This window comes from Sphingopyxis sp. H073 (assembly GCF_001468395.1).
GTDB lineage: Bacteria > Pseudomonadota > Alphaproteobacteria > Sphingomonadales > Sphingomonadaceae > Sphingopyxis.
In genome coordinates this window covers 82,989-105,385 of the sequence record NZ_LNSG01000011.1, presented here as the reverse complement: position 1 = coordinate 105,385, position 22,397 = coordinate 82,989, and the positions used below count along the sequence as shown (strand labels likewise).

Here is a 22,397-nt window from a genome sequence, read left to right as displayed (position 1 = left end):
GTCAAGTTGAGTCAACCATTGCTCATTTCGTCATGCCGGACTTGATCCGGCATCCATTCCGCCGACGAAGCATGGGCCCCGGATCAAGTCCGGGGTGACGAAAGGCTATTAGGGCGCCGTAACGCCCGCGTTGCTATCCCCACCCAGCGCGCGGAACAGTGCGATGCGCGTGCTCACGAGCAGCAACTGCGTCCCGATCTCGCTTCGCCGTGCCGCATAGAGGCTGCGCTGGGCATCCAAGCTGGAAAGGAAGCTGTCAACGCCGCCCTTGTACCGGGCGTCGGTGAGCATCGCGGTATCGGCGGCGGCTTCGGTATTGGCAGCGGCGGCGCGGACGCGTTCCGACATCGTCCCCTGCACCGCGAGCGCGTCGGCGACCTCGCGGAAGGCGGTCTGGATTGCGCCTTCATAGCTCGCGAGCGCGGCATCACGCTGCGCCTTGGTCACATCGACCCCGGCGCGGCGGCCGCCGAAGTCGAAGATCGTCGCGCTGGCGTCGCCGCCGACCGACCAGTTGAAGGATCCGCTGTCGAAGAGGCTTCCGAGCGCGTCGCTCGCGAAGCCGAGCAGCCCGGTGAGCGAGATCGTCGGGAACAGCCGCGCACGCGCGATGCCGATATCGGCATTGGCGGCGCGCAGGCGATATTCGGCCTCGATCACATCAGGACGGCGAAGCAGGATTTCCGAGCTGACCCCGGCGGGAAGCTGGACGATCCCCGGCGTCACTTCGGCGAGGCCAGCGGGGAGCTGCGCACGGTCGAACTCGGCGCCGACGAGCAGGCGGATCAGATTCTCGTCCTGCGCGAGCAGGGTTTTCTGCTGTGCGATCGAATCCTCGGCGGTGGCGAGGATCTGTTCGGCTTGGCGCAGATCGGTGCGCGGCGCGACCCCGCCGTCGAGCCGCGCCCTGGTCAGACGGACGCTTTCGCGCGCGTTGGCGGCGGTATCCTCGGCGATCTTGAGCAGGTCGCGGTCGGCGCCATAGGTGGCCCAGGCGCTCGCAAGGTCCGCAATCAACGCGAGGCGCACGGTGCGCGATGCCGCCTCGGTTGCGAGTGCGCTGTTGCGGTCGGATTCGGCGGCGTTGGCGAGCCGGCCGAACAGGTCGAGTTCGAAGGCGGTAATCCCGCCGCGCAGCGAGAAATCGCCGCTCCCGCTGCCCGTGCCTCCATTGTCCGAATAGCCCGCGCCCGCGCTGACGCCGAGTTCGGGGAACTGCCCGGCGCGGCTGACGCGCGCCTGCGCCCGCGCGGCGGCGAGATTGGCATAGGCGACGCGGAGGTCGCGGTTGTTGACCAGCGCCTGTTCGACGAGGCGCTGTAGCCGCGCGTCGGTGAACACCGTCTTGTACGACAGCACCGGCAGCGCCGCCTCGCTCTGGAGCAGATAGGCGTCGCCCGCGGGCCAGCTCTGCGGCACCGGCGGCGCGGGCAGCACCGTCTTCGGCGCGAGCGAGCAGCCGGCGAGGAGCAAGGGGGCCGCGATCAGGAGGGAGGCGCGATTCATGCCGCCACCTCCGCCCCGCCGTCCTTCTTGCCGAACCGTTGGCGCAGCGCCGCGAGCCCGTCGCGCACGCCGCGGCGGACGAGGACGAAGAAGAGCGGGATGAAGAAGATCGCGAGCAGCGCGGCGGTCAGCATCCCGCCGATCACCGCGGTGCCGATCGCGACGCGGCTGTTCGCGCCGCCGCCGGTCGCAATCGCGAGCGGCAGCACACCGAAGATGAAGGCAAAGCTCGTCATCAGGATCGGGCGCAGACGGATGCGCGCGGCTTCGACCGCGGCCTCGATCACGCGCTTGCCCTTTTTCTCTTCCTGCTCGGCGAATTCGATCATCAGGATCGCATTCTTCGCCGCGAGCCCCATCGTGGTGAGCAGGCCGATCTGCAGATAGACGTCATTCTCGAGCCCGCGCAGCGTCACCGCGAACACCGAGCCGACGAGGCCGAGCGGAATGACGAGCAGCACCGCGAGCGGGATCGACCAGCTTTCGTAAAGCGCGGCGAGACAGAGGAAGACGACGAGCAGCGACAGCGCATAGAGCAGGGGCGCCTGCCCCGACGACAGCCGTTCCTGATAGGAGGAGCCAGCCCAGGCGACGCTGGTGCCGGGAATTTCGTTCGCCATTCGCTCCATCTCGTCCATCGCTTCGCCCGAACTGGTGCCGGGGGCGGGCTGGCCCGAGATTTCGAAGGCGGGGACACCCTGGAAGCGCGAGGTGCTGCTGGGCGTCGTCGACCAGCCGAGGTCGGCAAAGGCCGAGAAGGGTGACATCTCGCCGTTCGACGAGCGGACATACCATTGGCCGAGATCCTCGGGCTTGGCGCGATATTGCGCGTCGCCCTGGACATAGACGCGTTTGACGCGGCCCTTGTCGATGAAGTCGTTGACGTAGCGGCCGCCCCACGCGGTCGCGAGCGTGTTGTTCACGTCGCTGTTGGTGAGGCCGTAAGCGGTGAGCCGCTGCGAATCGATGTCGATCTTGAGCGTCGCGACGTCGGGAAGGTCGGAGAGGCGCACCGAGGTGAGCTTCGGATTGGCGTTGGCGGCGGCGAGCAATTTCTCCCGCGCGGCGACGAATTCGTCGCGGCTCATCCCGCTGCGGTTCTGGAACTCCATTGTGAAGCCCGACGCATCGCCCAGCCCGCGCACCGCGCCCGGGACGAGCGCGAATACCTGCGCGTCGCGAATTCCCGACAAAGCCTTGCGCGTGCGCTCGGCGATCGCGTCGGCGGTATTTTCCTTGCCCGGCCGGCTGTCCCAGTCGACCAGGTTGATGAAGCCCTGACCGGTATTCTGGCCGACCGCGCCGCCGCCACCGCCACCTCCCGCAACAAGGAAGAGCGCGCCGACATTCGCCTTTTCCTGCGTCAGCAGATATTTCTCGATCTGGTCGCGCACCTGCAGCGTGCGTTCCTGCGTCGCGCCGGCGGGCAGGCGGAACTGGATCTGGACGCGGCCCTGATCTTCGTTGGGCAGGAAGCCGCTCGGCAGCCGCAGGAACATCACCGCGAGCAGGGCGAGGATCAGCGCATAGATGCCGAGGAACAGCCATTTGCGGTCGACGACCTTGGTCACGCTGCCGACATAGGCATTCACAGAGCGGTCGAACCAGTTGTTGAAGCCGTCCTGCGCGCGCTTCATCGCGGCGTGGGTGCGCGGGAAACGGTGCGGCTTTTCGGGCACGTCTCCATGCTGTGGGGGCTTGAGCAAGGTCGAGGTCAGCGCCGGGCTCAGGATCAGCGCGACGAGCACCGACAGCGCCATCGCCGAGACGATCGTGACCGAGAATTGGCGATAAATGACCCCGGTCGAGCCGCCGAAGAAGGCCATCGGCAGAAACACCGCCGACAGCACGAGCGCGATCGCGATCAGCGCGACTTGCAGCTCCTTCATCGACTGGATCGTCGCCTCGCGCGCCGACATGCCGGGATTCTCTTCCATTAACCGCTCGACATTCTCGACGACGACGATCGCGTCATCGACGAGCAGGCCGATCGCGAGGGTCAGCCCGAACAGGGTCATCGTGTTGATGCTGAAGCCCAATATATAGAAGACGCCGAAGGTCCCGAGCAGCACGACTGGCACCGCGATCGCCGGGATCAGCACCGCCCGCCAGCTTTGCAGGAAGACGAACATCACGACGATGACGAGCAGGATTGCCTCGAACAGCGACTTTTGCACCTCGCTCACCGACAGCTTGATGAACGCGGTCGCGTCATTGGCGTAGCTGTAGGTGAGGCCGTCGGGGAAATCGGCCGAGAGCTCCTGCATCCGCGCCTTGACGCGGTCGGCGGTCTCGAGCGCGTCCGAACCGGGCGAGAGCGAGATCGACATGCCCGCGCCGGGGTGGCCGTTGATGCGGACGATCGTCGCATAGCTTTCGGCGCCGATCTCGACGCGTGCGATGTCCTTGATCCGCACGCTCGATCCGTCGGGGAGCGTCTTCAGCACGATATTCTCGAACTGCTCGGCGGTCTGGAGGCGCGACTGCGCGGTGACCGTCGCGTTGAGCATCTGGCCTTGCGGCGCCGGAGTGCCGCCGACCTCGCCCGCCGCGACCTCGGCATTCTGTGCGGTGATCGCGGTGACGACGTCGCCGGGCATCAGCGACACCGCGGCGAGCCGCTGCGGGTTGAGCCAGATGCGCATCGCGTGCGGCGAGCCGAAGACGTTGACGTCGCCGACCCCCTCGACGCGCGACAGCGGATCCTGAATGTTCGACGACAGGAAGTCCGACACGTCCTGGAACGAGCGACTGTCGGTGGTGTCATAGACCCCGACGAGCAGCAGCGTGTCCGAATTGGCCTTGGTGACGCGGATGCCCTGGCTCTGCACCTGCGCCGGCAGGCGCGAGATCGCCGAGGCGATCTTGTTCTGCACCTGCACCTGCGCGATGTCGGGATCGGTTCCCTTGGCGAAGATCGCGGTGATGTTCGCCTGACCGCGCGAACTCGACTGCGAGCTGAAATAGAGCAGGCCGTCGATCCCGGTCAGCTGCTGCTCGAGCACCTGCGTGACGCTGTTCTCGATCGCTTCGGCGGAGGCGCCCGGATAGGTCGCGCGGATATTGACCTGCGCGGGGGCGATGTCGGGATATTGCTCGATCGGCAGCGCGCGCAGCGCGCCGAGCCCGCCGAGCATGACGATGATCGCCAGCACCCAGGCAAAGATCGGCCGGTCGATGAAGAGACGCGACATGGGGGGCTAGTTTCCTTTCGCCGCAGCGCCCTTATCCGAGCCCCCGTCCGCGCCCCCGTCCGCGGCTTTGCCAGCGGGGGCCCCCAACCGCTGCGGACTGCTCGCCGGAACCGGCTTGACCGGCGCCCCTGCCTTGAGGTTGCCGACCCCCTGCGTGATGACCTTGTCGCCGGGCTTCAGCCCGTCGGTGACGACCCAGTTGGGACCGACGGTGCGCTCGGCGACGATCTTGCGCCGCGCCGCCTTATTGTCCTTGCCGACCAGATAGACGAAGGCCGATCCGTCGAAGTCGCGCTGCACCGCGGCTTGAGGGACCAGAATAGCGGTCGGATTGATCGCCTGATCGAACAGCGCGGTCACGAACATGCCGGGCAGCAGCAGCCCCTGCGGATTGGGGAAGCGCGCGCGCAGAGTCACGGTGCCGGTGCCTTCGTTGACGGTGACTTCGGAGAATTGCACCGCGCCGGCGAAGTCATAATCGCTGCCGTCCTCGAGCTTCAGCCGCACGGAGGTGCTGCCGGGGGTCACCCCGCCGCTTGCCAGCGCCTGGCGGAGGCGCGTGAGGTCGGCGCTCGATTGCTGCATGTCGACATAGATCGGGTCGGTCTGCTGGATTACCGCCAGCGGGGTCGCCTGGTTTGCGCTCGCGAGCCCGCCCGGTGTCACCAGGCTGCGTCCGATACGCCCGCTGATCGGCGCCGACAGCGTCGTGTAGCGCAGGTTGATCCGCGCGGTTTCGAGCGCGGCGGCATTTTGCGCGACCGCGGCGCGCGCGCTGCGAGCCTGCGCGAGCGCGTCGCTGTAATCCTGCTGTGCGACCGCTTGAATCTTTGCGAGCGGTTCGAAACGCTTCGCTTTCTCGTCGGCCGCCTGCGCACTGGCGCGCGCGCTGGCGAGGTTTGCCTCCGCCTGATCGACCGCGGCGCGGTAGAGGCTGGCGTCGATCTGGTAGAGCGGCTGGCCGGCGCGCACGAAGCCGCCCTCGGTGAACAGGCGGCGGCGGATGATGCCGTTCACCTGCGGCCGGACCTCGCTCGTCTCGAAGGCGACGGTGCGGCCGCCGAGCGACGTGGTGAGCGGCACGGCCTCCTGCCGGACGACGACATAGCCGACCTGCGCGGCGCGGTTGCCGCGCCCTTCGTCTTCCTTGCCCGAACAGGCGCCGAGCGAAAGCGTCAGGGCGCACAAGGCTCCGATCAGGAGCGGCGGCTTCGTCATCGTCATTCGAAAAATCCGTCTCGGGTTAGGCCGGCCGGCGGGGGAGCAAAGCGTCGGATTCGGGCTATTCAGCCCATCGCATTGCACCATGCAAGCGCTTTCAGGCACTTGCGACAAAGTGCGACAATTTGGACGCGCGGGCAATCAGGCGGGGACGAGAAGCGTCCGGCTCTCGCGCACCTCGACGTCGAGCCAGTCGATAAAGGCGCGGATGCGTGGCTGCGGTGCGACGTCGCGGTGGAGTGCAAGCCAGAAAGCGCGCGCGATCGTCTGGTCGGGGCGCACGCGGACCAGCGAGGGATCGTCCCCCGCGAGGAAGCAGGGCAACACGCCGACCCCTGCGCCGCCGGCGATCATTCGCCGCTGCGCGAGGATTGACGAGGAGCGGACGTTCGCGCGGAGGCCCGGCTCGATCTCGCCCAGATAGTCGAGTTCGGGGGCATAGAGGATGTCGGGCATATAGCCGATCACCGGGATGCCCGCGCGCGACAGCGGTGCCGCGGCGACCGCATCCTGCCAGTCGGGGCGATCGGCGGGGGCGTAGAGGCCGAGGCTGTAGTCGGCGAGCTTGCGCGTGATCAGCGGGCCCTTGCGCGGCCGCGCAAGCAGCACCGCCATATCGGCCTCGCGCCGCGACGGGTTCAAGAACCCCGATGAGGCGACAAGGTCGATCTCGAGTTCGGGATGCGCCGCGACGAAGCCCGCGAGCCGCGGCGCGATGAAGCTGTTGCCGAACCCTTCGGAGACGCTGACGCGGAGTTGCCCCGACAGCGCCGACCCGCCCGGCTGCGCCGAATGGATGCGCGCCGCCGCCGCCGCCATCGCTTCGGCGTGCGGAACGAGCGCCCGGCCCGCCGCGGTCAGAACGAACCCCGTCGGCGCGCGTTCGAACAAAGTCTGCTGCAGCGCGGCTTCGAGCGCGCTGACCTGTCGGCTGACGGTCGTCGCATCGACATGCAGCGCGGCGCCGGCACGCGCGAGCGTGCCGTGGCGCGCGACGAACAGGAAATATTGCAGCTTATCCCAGTCCATGAGCTGCAAATATGCAGGATATGCCTGCAAGTCTATCCCTTGCAATCGCGGCGCAACTGGTCTGTGGCAGCGGCAACATCTTACGGGAGACTCGGATATGCGACAGATCGACCACCACATCGTCGGCGGCGCCGGCGGCGGCGCAAAAGGTTCCGGGCGCTTCGGCGATGTCCTCGACCCGAACAACGGCGGCGTGCAGGCGCAGGTCTCGCTCGGCGATCGTGCTGTCCTCGATCGCGCGGTGGCCGCTGCCAAGGCCGCGCAGCCCGCCTGGGCCGCGACCAACCCGCAGCGCCGCGCACGCGTGATGTTCGAATTCAAGCGCCTCGTCGAAGCCAATATGAACCAGCTCGCCGAGATGCTCTCGGCCGAGCATGGCAAGGTGATCGCGGACTCGAAGGGCGATATCCAGCGCGGTCTCGAAGTCATCGAATTCTGCTGCGGCATCCCGCATGTGCTGAAGGGCGAATATACGCAGGGCGCCGGGCCGGGCATCGACGTCTATTCGATGCGCCAGCCGATCGGCATCGGCGCGGGTATCACCCCGTTCAACTTCCCCGCGATGATTCCGCTGTGGATGGGCGGCGTCGCGACCGCGGTCGGCAACGCTTTCATCCTGAAGCCCAGCGAGCGCGACCCCTCGGTCCCCGTGCGCCTGTCGGAACTCTTTCTCGAAGCGGGTATGCCCGAAGGCATTTTCCAGACCGTCCATGGCGACAAGGAAATGGTCGACGCGATCCTCGATCATCCCGACATCGGCGCGGTCAGCTTCGTCGGTTCGTCGGATATCGCACACTATGTCTACAATCGCGGCGTCGCGAACGGCAAGCGCGTGCAGGCGATGGGCGGCGCGAAGAACCACGGCATCGTGATGCCCGATGCCGATCTCGACCAGGTCGTGAACGATCTGACCGGCGCCGCCTTCGGCTCGGCGGGCGAGCGCTGCATGGCGCTGCCGGTCGTCGTTCCGGTCGGCGAAGACACCGCGAACCGCCTGCGCGAAAAGCTGGTTCCTGCGATCGAGGCGCTGCGAGTCGGCGTGTCGACCGATGCCGAGGCGCATTACGGTCCCGTCGTGACGCAGGCGCACAAGGAAAAGGTCGAAGGCTGGATCGCGAAATGCGCCGACGAGGGCGCCGAGCTCGTCGTCGACGGCCGCGGCTTCACGCTGCAGGGGCATGAAAAGGGCTTCTTCGTCGGCCCGACGCTGTTCGACCATGTCACGACCGACATGGAAAGCTACAAGGAAGAAATCTTCGGCCCGGTGCTCCAGATCGTCCGCGCCCCCGATTTCGAGACCGCGCTCGAACTGCCGTCGAAGCACCAATATGGCAACGGCGTCGCGATCTTCACCCGCAACGGCCACGCGGCGCGCGAATTCGCGGCGCGCGTCAACGTCGGCATGGTCGGCATCAACGTGCCGATCCCGGTGCCGGTCGCGTACCATACGTTCGGCGGCTGGAAGCGGTCGGCGTTCGGCGACACCAACCAGCACGGCATGGAAGGCGTGAAATTCTGGACCAAGGTCAAGACCGTCACCGCGCGCTGGCCCGACGGCTCGCCTGATGGCGGCAACGCCTTCGTAATCCCGACGATGGGGTGAGCCGGGCCGGTTCGGCGCTTTCCCGTCATCGACGCGGGAGGGCGGCCGGGCTATGGTCGCGCTGCCGTCATCGGGGCGGCGCCATCAGGGGAGAACAGACATGGATATTCGCTTTGCCGCCGCCGCCGCCATGCTGCCGCTTGCCGCCTGCGCCACGATGGGTGGTGGAACCGAACCGGCGCCCGCGCCTGACCCGATGACGTGCAATGCCGACGGCGGCACTTCCTTCGTCGGCCAGACTGCAACGCCCGAGGTCGGCGCTGCGGTACTCAAGGCAACCGGTGCCCGCACGCTGCGCTGGGGCCCGCCGCGTTCGGCGATGACGATGGATTACCGCCAGGACCGCGTGAACATCATGTACGACGACGCCTACAAGATCGAGCGCATCACCTGTGGCTGATCCGGCGCGTCGCAACCACAGCTCTGCCTCGCCCTTCGAACCCGTCTATGGCTACAGCCGCGCGGTTCGGGTGGGGAACCGCATCGACGTCGCGGGCTGCGCGCCGATCGAGCCCGACGGTGCCTCGACGCCGGGCGACGCGGGCGCGCAAGCGACGCGCTGCCTGACGATCATTCGCGAGGCGCTCGAAGCGCTCGGCGGCTCGCCTGCCGACGTCGTGCGCACCCGCATGTACATTACCGATCCCGCCGACGCCGATCTCGTCGGCCGCGCGCATGGCGCGATGTTCGGCGACATTCGCCCCGCGTCGACGATGCTCGTCATCCCCGCGCTGATCCGCCCCGAGTGGAAGGTCGAAATCGAAGCCGAGGCCATTTTAGAGACAGAGACATGACCGACCAGTTCCAGCTTACCGACGACCAGCTCGCCATTCAGGATATGGCGCGCAAGTTCACCGCCGACCGCATCACGCCCTTCGCGGCCGAGTGGGACGAGAAAAGCCACTATCCTGTCGACGTGTGGAAGGCCGCGGGCGAACTCGGCTTCGGCGCGATTTACGTGTCCGAAGAATCGGGCGGCATCGGGCTCGGCCGGCTCGAGGCAGCGCTGATCATGGAGGCGATGGCCTATGGCTGCCCGGCGACGTCGGCCTATATCTCGATCCACAATATGGCGGCGTGGATGATCGACCGCTTCGGCGGCGCCCAAATCAAGGCGCGCTTCCTGCCCAACCTCGTCAGCATGGAAAAGATCGCGAGCTATTGCCTGACCGAACCGGGGTCGGGCTCCGACGCCGCGGCGCTCAAGACGACCGCGAGGAAGGATGGCGACCATTATATCCTCAACGGCACCAAGCAGTTCATCTCGGGCGCCGGGGTCAACGACATCTATGTCTGCATGGTCCGCACGGGCGAGGAAAAGGCGAAGGGCATCTCCTGCCTCGTCATCGAAAAGGACACGCCGGGCCTCAGTTTCGGCGCGCCGGAGAAGAAGCTCGGCTGGAACGCGTCCCCCACCGCGCAGGTGATCTTCGAGGATTGCCGCGTGCCGGCCCAAAATCTCGTCGGCGCCGAGGGCGACGGTTTCCGCTTCGCGATGGCGGGGCTCGACGGTGGGCGCCTCAACATCGGCGCCTGCTCGCTCGGCGGCGCGCAGCGCTGCCTCGACGAAGCGATCGCCTACACCAAGGACCGCCAGCAGTTCGGGCAACCGATCGCCGACTTCCAGAACACCCAGTTCATGCTCGCCGACATGGCGACCGACCTCGAAGCCGCGCGCGCCTTGCTTTATATGGCGGCCGCAAAAGTCACCGCGAACGCGCCCGACAAGTCGCGCTTTTCGGCGATGGCAAAGCGGCTCGCGACCGATAGCGGCAGCAAGATCGTCAACGACGCGTTGCAGCTGTTCGGCGGCTATGGTTATTTGAAGGACTATCCGATCGAGCGCTTCTGGCGCGACCTGCGCGTCCATTCGATCCTCGAAGGCACCAACCAGGTGATGCGGATGATCGTCGGAAGGGACCTGTTGCGCCAATGACGGACGATGTACTGATCAGCGTCGAGGGCCGCGTCGGCCATCTGTCGCTCAACCGCCCGAAGGCGATCCACGCGCTCAACTTGCCGATGTGCGAGGCGATGATCGATGCCCTGCTGGCGTGGCGCGAGGCCGACGCCGTCGAGGCTGTGATCATCGATCATAGCGAGGGTCGCGGCTTCTGCGCCGGCGGCGACATCCGTATGCTTGCGACAAGCGGTGCGAAGGACGGCATCGAGGCGCGGCTATTCTTCCACACCGAATATCGCCTGAACCATCTGCTCTTCACCTACCCCAAGCCCGTCGTCGCCTTCATGGACGGCATCACCATGGGCGGCGGCGTCGGCATTTCGCAGCCGGCGAAGTATCGCGTCGCGACGGAGCATACGCGCTTCGCCATGCCCGAGACCGGGATCGGCCTGTTCCCCGACGTCGGCGGCGGCTGGTATCTACCGCGGCTGGAAGGGCGCGTCGGCGTGTTCCTCGCGCTCACCGGTGCGCGGCTCGACGGGGCGGACTGCCTCGCGCTCGGCCTCGCGACGCATTACCTGCCGTCGGAAAAGCTCGCCGAGGCGAAAGAGCGCATCGCGCAGCACCCCGACCGCATCGGCGGCATATTGGGCGAACTGTCGGTCACCGCGCCCCCCGCCGCGATCACCCACCAGATCGACAAGATCAACCGCCTCTTCGCCAGCGACACCTATGAGGATATCCTCGCCGCGCTCGAAGCCGATGGCGGCGAATGGGCGGAAAAGGAACTCGCGGCGCTGCACAGCAAGTCGCCACAGACCTGCAAGGTCGCGCTGCGTCAGCTCAAGGAAGGCGGCGAGATGCACGACTTCGCGGCCGAGATGACGCAGGAATATGCGATTGGCGCCCGCGTCGTCCAGATGCACGACTTCATCGAGGGCGTCCGCGCGCTGATCGTCGACAAGGACAACAGCCCGAAATGGGATCCGCCGACGCCCGAAGCCGTGACCGACGACTGGATCGACGCGATCTTCGCGCCGCTGCCCGAATCCGAGAAATGGACCCCGCTCACTTAACTTCGTCACCCCGGACTCGATCCGGGGTCATTGGCGCACCGTCGGAATGGATACCGGATCAAGTCCGGCATGACGACCATCTGGAGACGATCTGAATGACCTACGAAACCCTTCTCGTCGAACAGCGCGGCGCCGTCACGCTGGTGACCTTGAACCGCCCGCAGGCGCTGAACGCGCTGAATTCGGGCGTGCTCGACGATCTGATCGCCGCCTTCGCCGCCTTCGAGGCCGACGCCGGCCAGCGCTGCGCGATCCTCACCGGTTCGGGCGACAAGGCCTTTGCCGCCGGCGCCGACATCAAGGAAATGGCCGACAAGCCTGCCGCCGATTTCTACTTGGAAGATTTCTTCTCGAAATGGACGAGCGACTTCGTGAAGAAGGTCCGCAAGCCGTGGATTGCCGCCGTGAACGGCTTTGCCTTGGGCGGCGGCTGCGAACTCGCGATGATGGCCGACTTCATCATCGCCAGCGACAAGGCGAAATTCGGCCAGCCCGAAATCAAGCTCGGCGTCGCGCCGGGCATGGGCGGGTCGCAGCGGCTGACCCGCGCGATCGGCAAGGCGAAGGCGATGGAAATGTGCCTGACCGGCCGGATGATGGACGCCGCCGAGGCCGAACGCGCAGGCCTCGTCGCGCGCGTCGTTCCGCACGAAACGCTGGTCGACGAAGCGGTGAAGACCGCGACCTTGATCGCTTCGATGCCGCCGATGGCCGCGATGGTGAACAAGGACATGGTCAACGCCGCGTTCGAAACCACGCTCGACCAGGGGCTGATCTACGAACGCCGCCTGTTCCAGATCCTCGCCGCGACCGAGGACAAGGCCGAAGGCATGGCCGCGTTCATCGAAAAGCGCGAAGGCGTTTGGAAGGGGCGGTGATCGTCTCGAATATAGTCCAACTTTTGAGTGAAAAGCTGTGTGCCCCCGCGAAGGCGGGGGCCCATCATCGGATGGTGCAATTTCAAACTGCCGGATGATGGATCCCCGCCTTCGCGGGGACACACAAGCCTTTGAGGTTTGTGGAGAGAATTATGAAAATCGCCTTTATCGGACTCGGCAATATGGGCGGCGGCATGGCCGCAAACCTTGCCAAGGCGGGCCATGAGGTTCGCGCCTTCGACCTCAGCGAAGAGGCGCTGGCGCGCGCGGTCGAGGCGGGATGTACGCGCGCTGCTTCGGCGGCCGAAGCCGTCACCGGCGCCGAAGCGGTCGTGACGATGCTCCCCGCGGGCAAGCATGTCGCCTCGGTCTATGAAACCGATGTCTTCCCCAATGCCGCGCCGGGCACCTTGCTCCTCGATTGCTCGACGATCGACGTCGCGACCGCGCGCGCCAATATTGAAGCGGCGAGAGCCAAGGGCCTTGTCGCGGTCGACGCGCCGGTTTCGGGCGGAATCGCTGCCGCCAATGCGGGCACGCTTACCTTCATGGTCGGCGGCACCGACGAGGGCTTTGCGCGCGCCGAGCCAATCCTCGCGAAGATGGGCAAGGCGGTGATCCACGCCGGCGGTGCGGGCGCCGGACAAGGCGCGAAGATCTGCAACAACATGCTGCTCGGCGCCTCGATGATCGCGACGTGCGAAACGCTCGCGCTCGCGCAGAAGCTCGGGCTCGATCCGCAGAAATTCTTCGACATCGCCAGCGTGTCGTCGGGGCAGTGCTGGTCGCTGACGTCCTACGCGCCGCTTCCGGGCGTCGGGCCGACGACGCCGGCCGACAATGGCTACAAGGGCGGCTTCGCCGCGGCGCTGATGCTCAAGGATCTGCGTCTTGCGATGGAGGCGGCGGCGAGCGTCGACGCCGATGTTCCAATGGGATCGAAGGCGCGCGAATTGTACGAGGCGTTCGTCGAAGCCGACAAGGATGGCCACGACTTCTCAGCGATCATCCAGACTTTGCAGGGATAAACAGCAGCGCCGCCAGTGGCGGCTTCGGGGTGGGAAGCGGACGGTGCCGATCCTCCCCGGGACGGGGAGGGGGAGGATCATCTAGGACCACAATCGGTCGAAACGCGCCGATCGCGCTTTCCGGCGCCGTTTCAATAAAAATCCGCTGTCTCGCCGCCATCCGGCCTCTTTGTGCGATGCACTTGGGTTGGCGCCTTGCGGTCGCCGGTGCGCACTTCCATCCGGCCATTCACCCGCCGGACCTCGGCCGGTTCCAATATGCGCGCACGCGCGATGCCCACGGCGCTTGCCTGCGGCGGCGGTGCTTGCGCCGCCGTCGGCGCGCCGGCGGCGACGAGCAGGGCGAGGGCGAAGGACATGGCATTCATGCTCTGCCCTAACGGCCGATGCCGCCATGATCTTAACCCCGAATCGCCGCTGTTTTTGCGGCCGGTCGCCGGGATCTTGACAAAAGAAGGGCCGCCTGACCCAAGCGGGGACAGGCGGCCCTTGCTTCGTTTCGCGCTGGCTCAGAAGCCCGCCTTCGCCGCCGCCTTCTCTGCGAGCAGCGGCGCGACGGTGAAGCCGTGCTTCTCAAGTGCCGCGGCGATCTTGTCGGTGCCCTCGATGCCCGCCCAGAACATCGGGCCGCCGCGATACACGGGCCAGCCATAGCCGAAGACCCAGACGACATCGATGTCGCTCGCGCGCTGCGCCTTGCCTTCTTCCAGGATCAGCGCGCCCTCGTTGACCATCGGATAAAGGGTGCGCTCGATGATCTCCTGATCGGTGATCTCGCGCTTCTCGATCCCCGCCTTCTTGCGGAACTCGTCGATGATTTCCTCGACGCGCGCGCTCGGCGTCGGAGTGCGCTTCTCGTCATAGTCGTAGAAGCCCGCCTGCTTCTTCTGGCCCCAGCGGCCTTCGGAGCAGAGCGCGTCGCGGATGCTTTCGATCCGGTTCGGGTCGCGGTGCCAGCCGATGTCGACGCCCGCAAGGTCGCTCATCTGGAACGGGCCCATCGGCATGCCGAAATCGGTGTGGACCTTGTCGACCTGCTGCGGGGTCGCGCCTTCAAGCAGCAGCTTCTGCGCCTCGATCTGGCGCGGTGCGAGCATCCGGTTGCCGATGAAGCCGTGGCAGACGCCGGCGACGACCGACACCTTGCCGATCTTCTTGCCCCACGCCATCGCGGTCGCGAGCACGTCGTCCGCGGTCTTTTCGCCGCGCACGACTTCGAGCAGCTTCATGACATTCGCGGGCGAGAAGAAGTGCATGCCGACGACGTCGCCGGGGCGGCTGGTCGATGCGGCAATCTCGTCGATATTGAGGTAGCTGGTGTTCGATGCGAGGATCGCGCCGGGCTTGGCAATCTTGTCGAGCTTGCCGAAGATCTCCTTCTTGACCCCCATATCCTCATAAACCGCCTCGATGATCAGGTCGCAGTCGGCGAGGGCCTCCAGGTCGAGTGACGGCGTGATGAGGCCCATCATCTGGTCTACCTGTTCGGGCTTGAAGCGGCCCTTCGCGGCCGAGGCGTCGTAGTTCTTGCGAATGACGCCGAGGCCGCGGTCGAGCGCGTCCTGCTGCATCTCGACGATCGTGCAGGGGACGCCCTTCTGGAGGAAGTTCATCATGATGCCGCCGCCCATCGTGCCGGCGCCGATGATGCCGACCTTCTTGACGTCGCGGAGCCGGATGTCCTTCGGCAGGCCGTCGATCTTCGCGGCCTGGCGTTCGGCGAAGAACAGGTGGCGCTGCGCCGCCGACTGGCTGCCCATCATCAGCTTCATGAATTCCTGGCGTTCGAAGGCGAGGCCTTCGTCGAACGGCAGGCGCGTCGCGGCCTCGACGCAGGCGAGGTTGGCATAGGGCGCCTCGAAGCCGCGCCAGCGCTTGGCGTTCGCGGCCTTGAGCTGTTCGATGACCGCGACGTCGCCGAACACCGGGCGTTCGCGCGTCGGGCGCGGGCCGTCGGCGATCTTGGCGCGTGCGAAAGCGATTGCGTCGGCGGCCAGGCTGTCCTCGCCCGCGAGGGCATCGACGAGGCCGAGGTCCTTCGCCTTGGCGGCGGGCAGCGGGTCGCCGAGCGAGGTCATCGTGGCGGCGGCTTCGACCCCGACGACGCGCGGCAGGCGCTGCGTGCCGCCCGCGCCGGGCAGCAGGCCGAGCTTCACTTCGGGCACCCCGAGCTTCGCCGAAGGGACGGCGACGCGGTAGTGGCAGACGAGCGCGGTCTCGAGACCGCCGCCGAGCGCCGTCCCGTGGATCGCGGCAACGACCGGCTTGGTCGCGGCCTCGATCATGTTGAGTACCGCGTTGAAATCGGGGCCGCGCGGCGGCTTGCCGAACTCGCTGATGTCGGCGCCGGCGATGAAGGTGCCGCCGTCGCAGCGCAGCACGATCGCCTTGACGCCGTCGTCCGCGAGGGCGGCTTCGAAATTATCCTTCAGGCCCTGGCGGACGTGCCACGACAGCGCGTTCACGGGCGGATTGTTGACGATGACGACAGCGACATCGCCGTCCTTCTGCAGCGTCACGCTGACGGGGGTTTCTTCGGACATGGGAGACTCCTCTTGAATGTGGGACCGTCCGCTCGGGCTTTGTCCGCTGCGGACGGAGGGGTGGGTGGGCGTTTCAGTCGTCGAGGGCGGCGTGGACGAGCGTCTTGACCTCGCGCCGGACGGGATAGGTGGAAGAGGGCATGAGCTGGGTCATGAAGACCATGCAGATCTCCTCGACCGGATCGACGAAGAAGCCCGTCGAGAACATGCCGCCCCAGTAAAAGTCGCCGGCCGAGCCCGGGATGCCCGTGGTGGCGGGATCGAGCGTGACCGCGAAGCCGAGGCCGAAGCCGACCCCGGCGTTCTCGTCCTCCGAAAAGATGCCGACGCTGTGCTGCGTCAGGTCGCCGCCGCCGACGAGATGGTTTGAGGTCATCAGATCGAGCGTCTTGCGGCTGACGATCCGCATATCGCCGAGCTTGCCGCCGCCGAGCAGCATCAGGCAGAAACGGTGATAGTCGTGCAAGGTCGAGGCGAGCCCGCCGCCGCCCGAATGGAAACTGCGATCCTTCGCCCAGCGGCTGCGGTCGCCGCTGTCGAAACCCTTCATCTTCTCCTTGGGGTCGAAGGCGTAGCAGTCGGTCAGCCGGTGCTGCTGGTCGGCTGGGACCCTGAAGCCGGTGTCGACCATGCCGAGCGGGCCGAAGATGCGCTCCTGTAACACGTTCGCGAACGGCTTGCCCTCGATGCGCTCGATGACCGCGCCGAGCACGTCGGTCGCCATCGAATAATTCCAGTGCGCGCCGGGGTCGAACTGAAGCGGGATCTTTGCCAGATCGGCGATAAAGCTGTCCATCGTATAATCGGCGTCGAAATCGTCGATCCGCGCCTTGCGGTAAGCCGCATCGACCGGGGTGCGTTCCTGAAATCCATAGGTCAGGCCCGCGGTGTGGCGCAGCAGATCGACCATGCGGATCGGCTGCGCCGGCGCGCGCGTCAGGAAGGGGACGTTGCCGCCGCCCGCGACGAAGACGCCGGTATCCTTGAATTCGGGACAGAATTTGGTGAGCGGATCGCTCAGTGCGACCTTGCCCTCCTCGAGCAGCATCATGAAGGCGATCGACGTGATCGGTTTGGTCATGCTGGCGATGCGGAAGATCGCGTCGTCTTTCAGCGCCTCGCCCGGCCGCGCGTCGCCGATGCACGACAGATGCGCGATCTCGCCGCGTCGCGACACCAGGGTCGCGGCGTGCGGAAGACGGCCGGTGTCGACATATTTGGCCTGCAGGAAAGCCGGGATGCGGTCGAGCCGCCTGGTGTCGAATCCGTGACTCATATAGCCTCCGCGCTCAGTGTGACGTCTGGCCCAATAGCTGGCGCGTCACCGGATGCGAACTGGTAAGGCCGCCGTCGACCGCGATCGCCTGTCCGTTGACATAGCTCGCCTGGTCGCTCGCCAGGAAGAGGGCGACATTCGCCAGCTCCTCGGGCTGCGCTGCGCGGCGCAGCGGATTGAGCTGGCCGAGCTTGTGCGTGACCTCCTTGGCTTTCGCATAGTCGAAGGTCGGCTTGGTCATGCCGGTCTCGGTCAGGCCGGGGCAGATCGCGTTGACCCGCACGCCGCTGGTCGACAGCTGCTGCGCCGCGACCTTGGCGAGGTTGATGACGCCCGCCTTCGACGCAGAATAGGCGCCCGGGCCCGCGCCCGAATTGATCCCGGCGACGCTTGCGGTCAGCACGATCGCGCCGCCGCGCCCCTGGTCGACCATCGCCTTGCCGGCGTGCTTCACCATCAGCGCGGGGCCGATCAGGTTGACACGCAGCGTTTCGGCCCACGCGGCGGGGTCGAAATCGAAGATGCCCCCCATGTCGCCGATGATCCCGGCGTTGGCGAACGCGACATCGAGCCCGCCGAAACTGTCCTTCGCGGCCGCGACCAGCTTCGCGACGTCGGCCTCGACCCCCGCGTCGATCTCGAGCGCGATCGCCTCGCCGCCCGCATCCTTGATCGCCTGCGCGGTGTCGTGCACCGCCGCCGTCTTGTCGCCGAGCACCAGCTTCGCGCCCTCGGCGGCGAAACGCAGTGCGCTCGCGCGGCCGATACCCGAACCTGCGCCGGTGATGATTGCGATCTTGCCGTCCAATGCGCCCATCATGCGCCTCCCGAAATCGTGGCGCCGCCATCGCAGACGATGGTCTGGCCGGTGGTGAATGCTCCAGCCTTGCTGGCGAGGAAGACCGCGGCGCCCGCGATCTCGTGGGGTTCGCCGATACGCTTCAGCGTCGAGGCGGCGGTCGAGCGCCGCAGATTTTCGGGATCCTCCCACAGCGCGCGCGCCATGTCGGTGCGGATCAGGCCCGGCGCGATGCAATTGACGCGGATGCCGCTCGCACCCAGCTCGACCGCGAAATTGCGCGCCATCTGCATGTCGGCGGCCTTCGAGATGCAATAGGCGCCGATGATCGGCGATCCCTTGAGCCCGCCGATCGAGCTGATGATCGTGATCGCGCCTTCGCCGCGTTCGACCATTTCGGGCGCGACCATGGAGATCAGCCAATGGTTGGACAGGATGTTATTGTCCATGATCTTGCGGAACTGGTCGTCGCTGATCCCGAGGCCGGGGCCGTAATAGGGGTTCGACGCGGCGTTGCAGACAAGCGCGGTGATTTTGCCGAACGCCTTTCGCGTCGTATCGACGAGGTGCTGCAGATCGTCCCTCGACGAGATATTCGCGGGGACAGCGATCGCGGTGCCGTTGCCGAACGTCGCATTGATCTCGGCCGCGGTGGCGTCGCAGGCGTCCTGCTTGCGGCTCGAGATCACGACCTTCGCGCCCTGCTCGGCCATCGCCTCGGCGATCGCCCTGCCGATGCCGCGCGACGATCCGGTGATCAGCGCGACCTGACCGCTCATGTCGAAAAGGCTCATGCGCCTGCCTTTCGTGCAAAATCCCACGCCTTTTCCGCGAGCGGGAGGACGCGTTCGGACATCGCCTTGGCATGGGCGGAGGAAGCGGTGCCGTCGATGACGCGCTTCTTGATCCCCTGCATGATCCCGGCAAGGCGGAAGAAGTTATAGGCGAAATACCAGTTCATGTCGGGCACGCCGTCGCGGCCCGTTGCCTGGCAATAGCGCTCGACGACCTCGTCGAGTTCGGGAATGCCGAGCGCTTTGCGGTCCAGGTCCATGACCCCCGATCGCCCGCCATTCTCGGTCACCCAGGCCATTGCGACATAGGTGAAATCGGCGAGCGGATCGCCCAGCGTCGACAATTCCCAGTCGAGGACGGCCAGAACTTCGGGCCGGTCCTTCGCGTAGATCATATTGTCGATGCGATAGTCGCCATGGACCACGCTGGTGCGCGTCTGTTCGGGCAAGGTCGCGGGCAGCCAGGCGATCAGCCGCTCCATCTCGTCCATCGTCTCGGTTTCGGAGAGCTTGTACTGCTTCGTCCAGCGGTCGACCTGGCGGCCGAAATAATTGCCCGGCTTGCCGAAGTCCGACAGACCCGCCGCCTCGATATCGACGCTGTGCAGAGCGGCGAGCGTGTCGATCATAGCATGATAGGTCGCACGGCGGTTCTCGGGGGTCGAGCCGGGCATCGACCCATCCCAGATTGTCTGTCCGTCGACCATGCCCATGACGTAGAACCAGCTGCCGACGACGCTGTCGTCGGTGCAGAGGCCGTACTGGCGCGCGACGGGGAAGCCGGTCTTATGGAGTCCGGCCTGCACCTTGTACTCGCGGTCGACCGCGTGCGCCGAGGGCAGCAGCGGGCCGAAAGGCTTGCGACGCAGGACATAATTGCCCGAGGGCGCGCTGATCTTGTACGTCGGGTTCGACTGGCCGCCGGCAAACTTGCTTTGGGTCAGCGGGCCTTTGAAGCCTTCGACATTTGCCTCCATCCACGCGGTCAGCTTCGCTTCGTCGAGTATGTCGGCCCCCTCGGGGGCGACGGTGCCGCTGAAGGCCTTTTGCGCGTCGATGCCCGTCGTCATTGGTCGAACACGATCACCGACCGCGCGGCATCGCCCTTTCGCATCTTGTCGAAGCCTTCGTTGACCTGGCTCAGCGGAATGGTCTCGGCGACGATGCTGTCGAGGTCGAGCAGTCCGCGGAGGTAGAAGTCGACAAGGCGCGGAATATCGACCGGGAAGCGGTTGCCGCCCATGATCGCGCCTTGCAATTTCTTGCCCGACAGCAGGTCCATCGCGCTGAGGCCGACCTTTTCGGCGAGGGGCATCATGCCGAGGATCGTCGCGGTGCCGCCGCGGCGGAGCGAAGCGACCGCAAGGCTGGCCGAGGCCGGGCGTCCGACCGCCTCGATCGCATGGTCGACGCCGCCCTTGCTGATTTCGAGGATCTGCTTCGCGGCATCGTCAGACAGCGCATCGACGACGTCGGTCGCGCCAAGCTTCTTCGCGAGTTCGCGCTTTTCGGGCACGGGGTCGGCGGCGATGATGCGGCCTGCGCCGGCGATCTTCGCGGCGTTGATCGTCGCGAGGCCGACGCCGCCGCAGCCGACGACGGCAACGGTCTCGCCGGGCGTCACCTTGCACGCGTTGAAGATCGTTCCGGCGCCGGTGGTCACCGCGCAGCCGATCACCGCGGCGCGGTCGAGCGGCATGTCGGGGTCGATCCGCACGCAGGCATGCTCATGGACCAGCATCACCTCCGAAAAGGCGCTGAGATTGAGCATCTGGTTGACCGGCGAGCCGTCGGGGCGCGTGATGCGCGGCGCCGATCCTGCGGGACGGCGCGTGTCGCCGCCGAGGCAAAGCGACATGCGTCCGCTGACGCAAAACTCGCAATGGCCGCAGAAGGCGCTCAGGCAGGTGACGACCGCATCGCCGGGCTTCACCGTGCGAACCTCGCTGCCGACCGCTTCGACGATCCCCGCCGCCTCGTGCCCGGGAATCGCGGGCAGCGGGTGCGGATAGGCACCGTCGATGAAGTGCAGGTCCGAATGGCACAGGCCGCACGCCGCGGTGCGGATGCGCACCTCGTGCGGGCCGGGCTTGTCGACGACGACATCTTCGATGACGAGCGGCTTGCCCGGCTCGATCAGAACGGCGGCTTTGGTCAAAGTGTGTCTCCGAAATCTGCTGCTGTTTAGCGCGAAACGCCGATGTCGCCCGACGAGAAGCCGGCATCGGTCGCGGCGGGCGAATGTTTCGCGAGCTCGATGCGCGAGATCGCGCGGGCGTGAACCTCGTCGGGGCCGTCGGCCAGGCGCAGCGTGCGCTGGCCTGCGTACATCTTGGCGAGGCCGAAGTCGTCGCTGACCCCGCCGCCGCCATGCGCCTGGATCGCATCGTCGATGATCGAGAGCGCCATGTTCGGCGCCTGCACCTTGATCATCGCGATCTCGGCCGCGGCCGACTTGTTGCCGACCTTGTCCATCATGTCGGCGGCTTTCAGGCAGAGCAGGCGCGTCATCTCGATGTCGATCCGCGCGCGCGCGATCCGCTGTTCCCAGATGCTGTGCTCGGCGATCGTCTTGCCGAAGGCGACGCGCGACTGGAGCCGCTTGCACATGCGTTCCAGCGCTTCCTCGGCGACGCCCACGGTGCGCATGCAGTGATGGATGCGGCCCGGCCCGAGACGGCCCTGCGCGATTTCGAAGCCGCGGCCCTCGCCGAGCAGCATTGCCTCCTCGGCATTGACGCGCACGTCCTTCAGTTCGATTTCCATATGGCCGTGCGGCGCGTCGTCATAGCCGAAGACGGGCAGGTGGCGCTTGATGTTGATCCCCGGCGCATCCATCGGCACGACCAGCATCGACTGCTGCGCGTGGCGCTTGGCGCCGAAGTCGGTCTTGCCCATCACGATCGCCACCTTGCAGCGCGGATCGCCCGCGCCCGACGACCACCATTTGGTGCCGTTGATCACATAATCGTCGCCGTCGCGTTCGATCCGCGTCTCGATGTTCGTCGCATCGGACGAGGCAACCGCCGGTTCGGTCATCAGGAAGGCCGAACGGATCTCGCCGTTCATCAGCGGCGCGAGCCATTTGTCCTTCTGTGCCCGCGTCCCGTAGCGGTGGAAGACTTCCATGTTGCCGGTGTCGGGCGCCGAGCAGTTGAACACTTCGCTCGCAAAACCGATGCGGCCCATTTCTTCGGCGCAGAGCGCATATTCGAGGTTGGTGAGGCCGGGGCCTTCGAACTCGAACGTCTCGTCGACATGATGGTGCGCGGCCGACTTGGGCGGCATGAACAGGTTCCAGATGCCCGCCGCCTTCGCCTCGGCCTTCAGGTCCTCGACGACCTCGATCACCTTCCAGCGATCGCCCGCGGCATCCTGCTGCTTGTAGGTCGAAACCGCGGGGCGGACCTTGCGCTCGATGAAATCGCGAACCCGGCCCTGCCAATGCTTCTGCCGGTCGGTAAGATCGAAATCCATCGCTACATCCTTCCCTTTACGTTTACGTAAACCCTTGGGCCGATTCGGTCGCTTTGCCAAGGCCCGGATG

General features: G+C 66.4%; 19 protein-coding genes. 7 read left to right on the top strand and 12 right to left on the bottom strand.

Translation table 11 applies throughout. From position 1 onward, the window contains the following. Positions 1-108: 108 nt before the first annotated feature. The 4 genes from ATE64_RS18155 to ATE64_RS18140 all read right to left on the bottom strand — a co-directional run bounded on the left by ATE64_RS18155 (position 109) and on the right by ATE64_RS18140 (position 6,950). Positions 109-1,506, bottom strand: a complete 1,398-nt coding sequence (locus ATE64_RS18155) for an efflux transporter outer membrane subunit (protein WP_058456366.1) — start codon at positions 1,504-1,506, stop codon at positions 109-111. Then, complete coding sequence (locus ATE64_RS18150) at positions 1,503-4,700, bottom strand: efflux RND transporter permease subunit (protein WP_058456365.1); 3,198 nt, start codon at positions 4,698-4,700, stop codon at positions 1,503-1,505. Before ATE64_RS18150 ends, ATE64_RS18155 begins: the two co-directional genes overlap by 4 nt. 6 nt (positions 4,701-4,706) lie before the next feature. Continuing rightward, positions 4,707-5,924, bottom strand: a complete 1,218-nt coding sequence (locus tag ATE64_RS18145; RefSeq protein ID WP_082657816.1) for an efflux RND transporter periplasmic adaptor subunit — start codon at positions 5,922-5,924, stop codon at positions 4,707-4,709. A gap of 138 nt (positions 5,925-6,062) precedes the next feature. Continuing rightward, positions 6,063-6,950, bottom strand: coding sequence for a LysR family transcriptional regulator (locus ATE64_RS18140; protein ID WP_058456364.1), 888 nt, complete (start codon positions 6,948-6,950; stop codon positions 6,063-6,065). Between the two features lie 97 nt (positions 6,951-7,047). Here ATE64_RS18140 and ATE64_RS18135 point away from each other — a divergent pair, with 97 nt between their 5' ends. The 7 genes from ATE64_RS18135 to mmsB all read left to right on the top strand — a co-directional run bounded on the left by ATE64_RS18135 (position 7,048) and on the right by mmsB (position 13,438). After that, positions 7,048-8,553 carry a CoA-acylating methylmalonate-semialdehyde dehydrogenase gene (locus tag ATE64_RS18135; protein WP_058456363.1) on the top strand — a complete coding sequence of 502 codons (1,506 nt, stop codon included), beginning with the start codon at positions 7,048-7,050 and terminating at the stop codon, positions 8,551-8,553. Between the two features lie 100 nt (positions 8,554-8,653). Continuing rightward, positions 8,654-8,953 (top strand): I78 family peptidase inhibitor, encoded by a 300-nt coding sequence (locus ATE64_RS18130; RefSeq protein WP_058456362.1) that lies wholly within the window; start codon positions 8,654-8,656, stop codon positions 8,951-8,953. Beyond that, entirely contained in the window at positions 8,946-9,347 is a 402-nt protein-coding gene (locus ATE64_RS18125; protein WP_058456361.1) for a RidA family protein, read from the top strand. The genes ATE64_RS18130 and ATE64_RS18125 overlap by 8 nt, the downstream gene beginning before the upstream one ends. Continuing rightward, on the top strand, positions 9,344-10,489 hold the full coding sequence (locus ATE64_RS18120) for an acyl-CoA dehydrogenase family protein (protein WP_058456360.1): 1,146 nt from the start codon (positions 9,344-9,346) through the stop codon (positions 10,487-10,489). Before ATE64_RS18125 ends, ATE64_RS18120 begins: the two co-directional genes overlap by 4 nt. Next, positions 10,486-11,532, top strand: a complete 1,047-nt coding sequence (locus tag ATE64_RS18115; RefSeq protein WP_058456359.1) for an enoyl-CoA hydratase/isomerase family protein — start codon at positions 10,486-10,488, stop codon at positions 11,530-11,532. Before ATE64_RS18120 ends, ATE64_RS18115 begins: the two co-directional genes overlap by 4 nt. 95 nt (positions 11,533-11,627) lie before the next feature. Further along, a complete protein-coding gene (locus tag ATE64_RS18110; RefSeq protein ID WP_058456358.1) occupies positions 11,628-12,410 on the top strand; it encodes an enoyl-CoA hydratase-related protein in 783 nt (260 codons plus the stop codon). A gap of 152 nt (positions 12,411-12,562) precedes the next feature. After that, the gene (gene mmsB, locus ATE64_RS18105) at positions 12,563-13,438 is read left to right on the top strand and encodes a 3-hydroxyisobutyrate dehydrogenase (protein ID WP_058456357.1); all 876 of its coding nucleotides are present in this window, start codon (positions 12,563-12,565) and stop codon (positions 13,436-13,438) included. Positions 13,439-13,569: 131 nt separating this feature from the next. Here the strand turns inward: mmsB and ATE64_RS18100 are convergent, their stop codons facing one another. From ATE64_RS18100 to ATE64_RS18065, 8 genes are all read right to left on the bottom strand, one after another. Beyond that, on the bottom strand, positions 13,570-13,806 hold the full coding sequence (locus tag ATE64_RS18100) for a hypothetical protein (RefSeq protein ID WP_058456356.1): 237 nt from the start codon (positions 13,804-13,806) through the stop codon (positions 13,570-13,572). Between the two features lie 141 nt (positions 13,807-13,947). Beyond that, positions 13,948-15,981, bottom strand: coding sequence for a 3-hydroxyacyl-CoA dehydrogenase NAD-binding domain-containing protein (locus ATE64_RS18095; RefSeq protein ID WP_058456355.1), 2,034 nt, complete (start codon positions 15,979-15,981; stop codon positions 13,948-13,950). A 73-nt stretch (positions 15,982-16,054) separates the two neighbouring features. Then, positions 16,055-17,257: a serine hydrolase domain-containing protein gene (locus tag ATE64_RS18090; protein ID WP_058456354.1), complete on the bottom strand. Its 1,203-nt coding sequence runs from the start codon at positions 17,255-17,257 to the stop codon at positions 16,055-16,057. A gap of 13 nt (positions 17,258-17,270) precedes the next feature. Continuing rightward, positions 17,271-18,074 (bottom strand): SDR family NAD(P)-dependent oxidoreductase, encoded by an 804-nt coding sequence (locus tag ATE64_RS18085; RefSeq protein WP_058456353.1) that lies wholly within the window; start codon positions 18,072-18,074, stop codon positions 17,271-17,273. After that, a complete protein-coding gene (locus ATE64_RS18080; protein WP_058456352.1) occupies positions 18,074-18,850 on the bottom strand; it encodes an SDR family oxidoreductase in 777 nt (258 codons plus the stop codon). The genes ATE64_RS18085 and ATE64_RS18080 overlap by 1 nt, the downstream gene beginning before the upstream one ends. Then, positions 18,847-19,920 (bottom strand): phosphotransferase family protein, encoded by a 1,074-nt coding sequence (locus ATE64_RS18075; protein ID WP_058456351.1) that lies wholly within the window; start codon positions 19,918-19,920, stop codon positions 18,847-18,849. Before ATE64_RS18075 ends, ATE64_RS18080 begins: the two co-directional genes overlap by 4 nt. Continuing rightward, positions 19,917-21,008, bottom strand: coding sequence for a Zn-dependent alcohol dehydrogenase (locus tag ATE64_RS18070; RefSeq protein WP_058456350.1), 1,092 nt, complete (start codon positions 21,006-21,008; stop codon positions 19,917-19,919). The genes ATE64_RS18075 and ATE64_RS18070 overlap by 4 nt, the downstream gene beginning before the upstream one ends. Positions 21,009-21,034: 26 nt before the next feature. Beyond that, positions 21,035-22,327: an acyl-CoA dehydrogenase family protein gene (locus ATE64_RS18065; RefSeq protein WP_058456349.1), complete on the bottom strand. Its 1,293-nt coding sequence runs from the start codon at positions 22,325-22,327 to the stop codon at positions 21,035-21,037. Positions 22,328-22,397 lie beyond the last annotated feature (70 nt).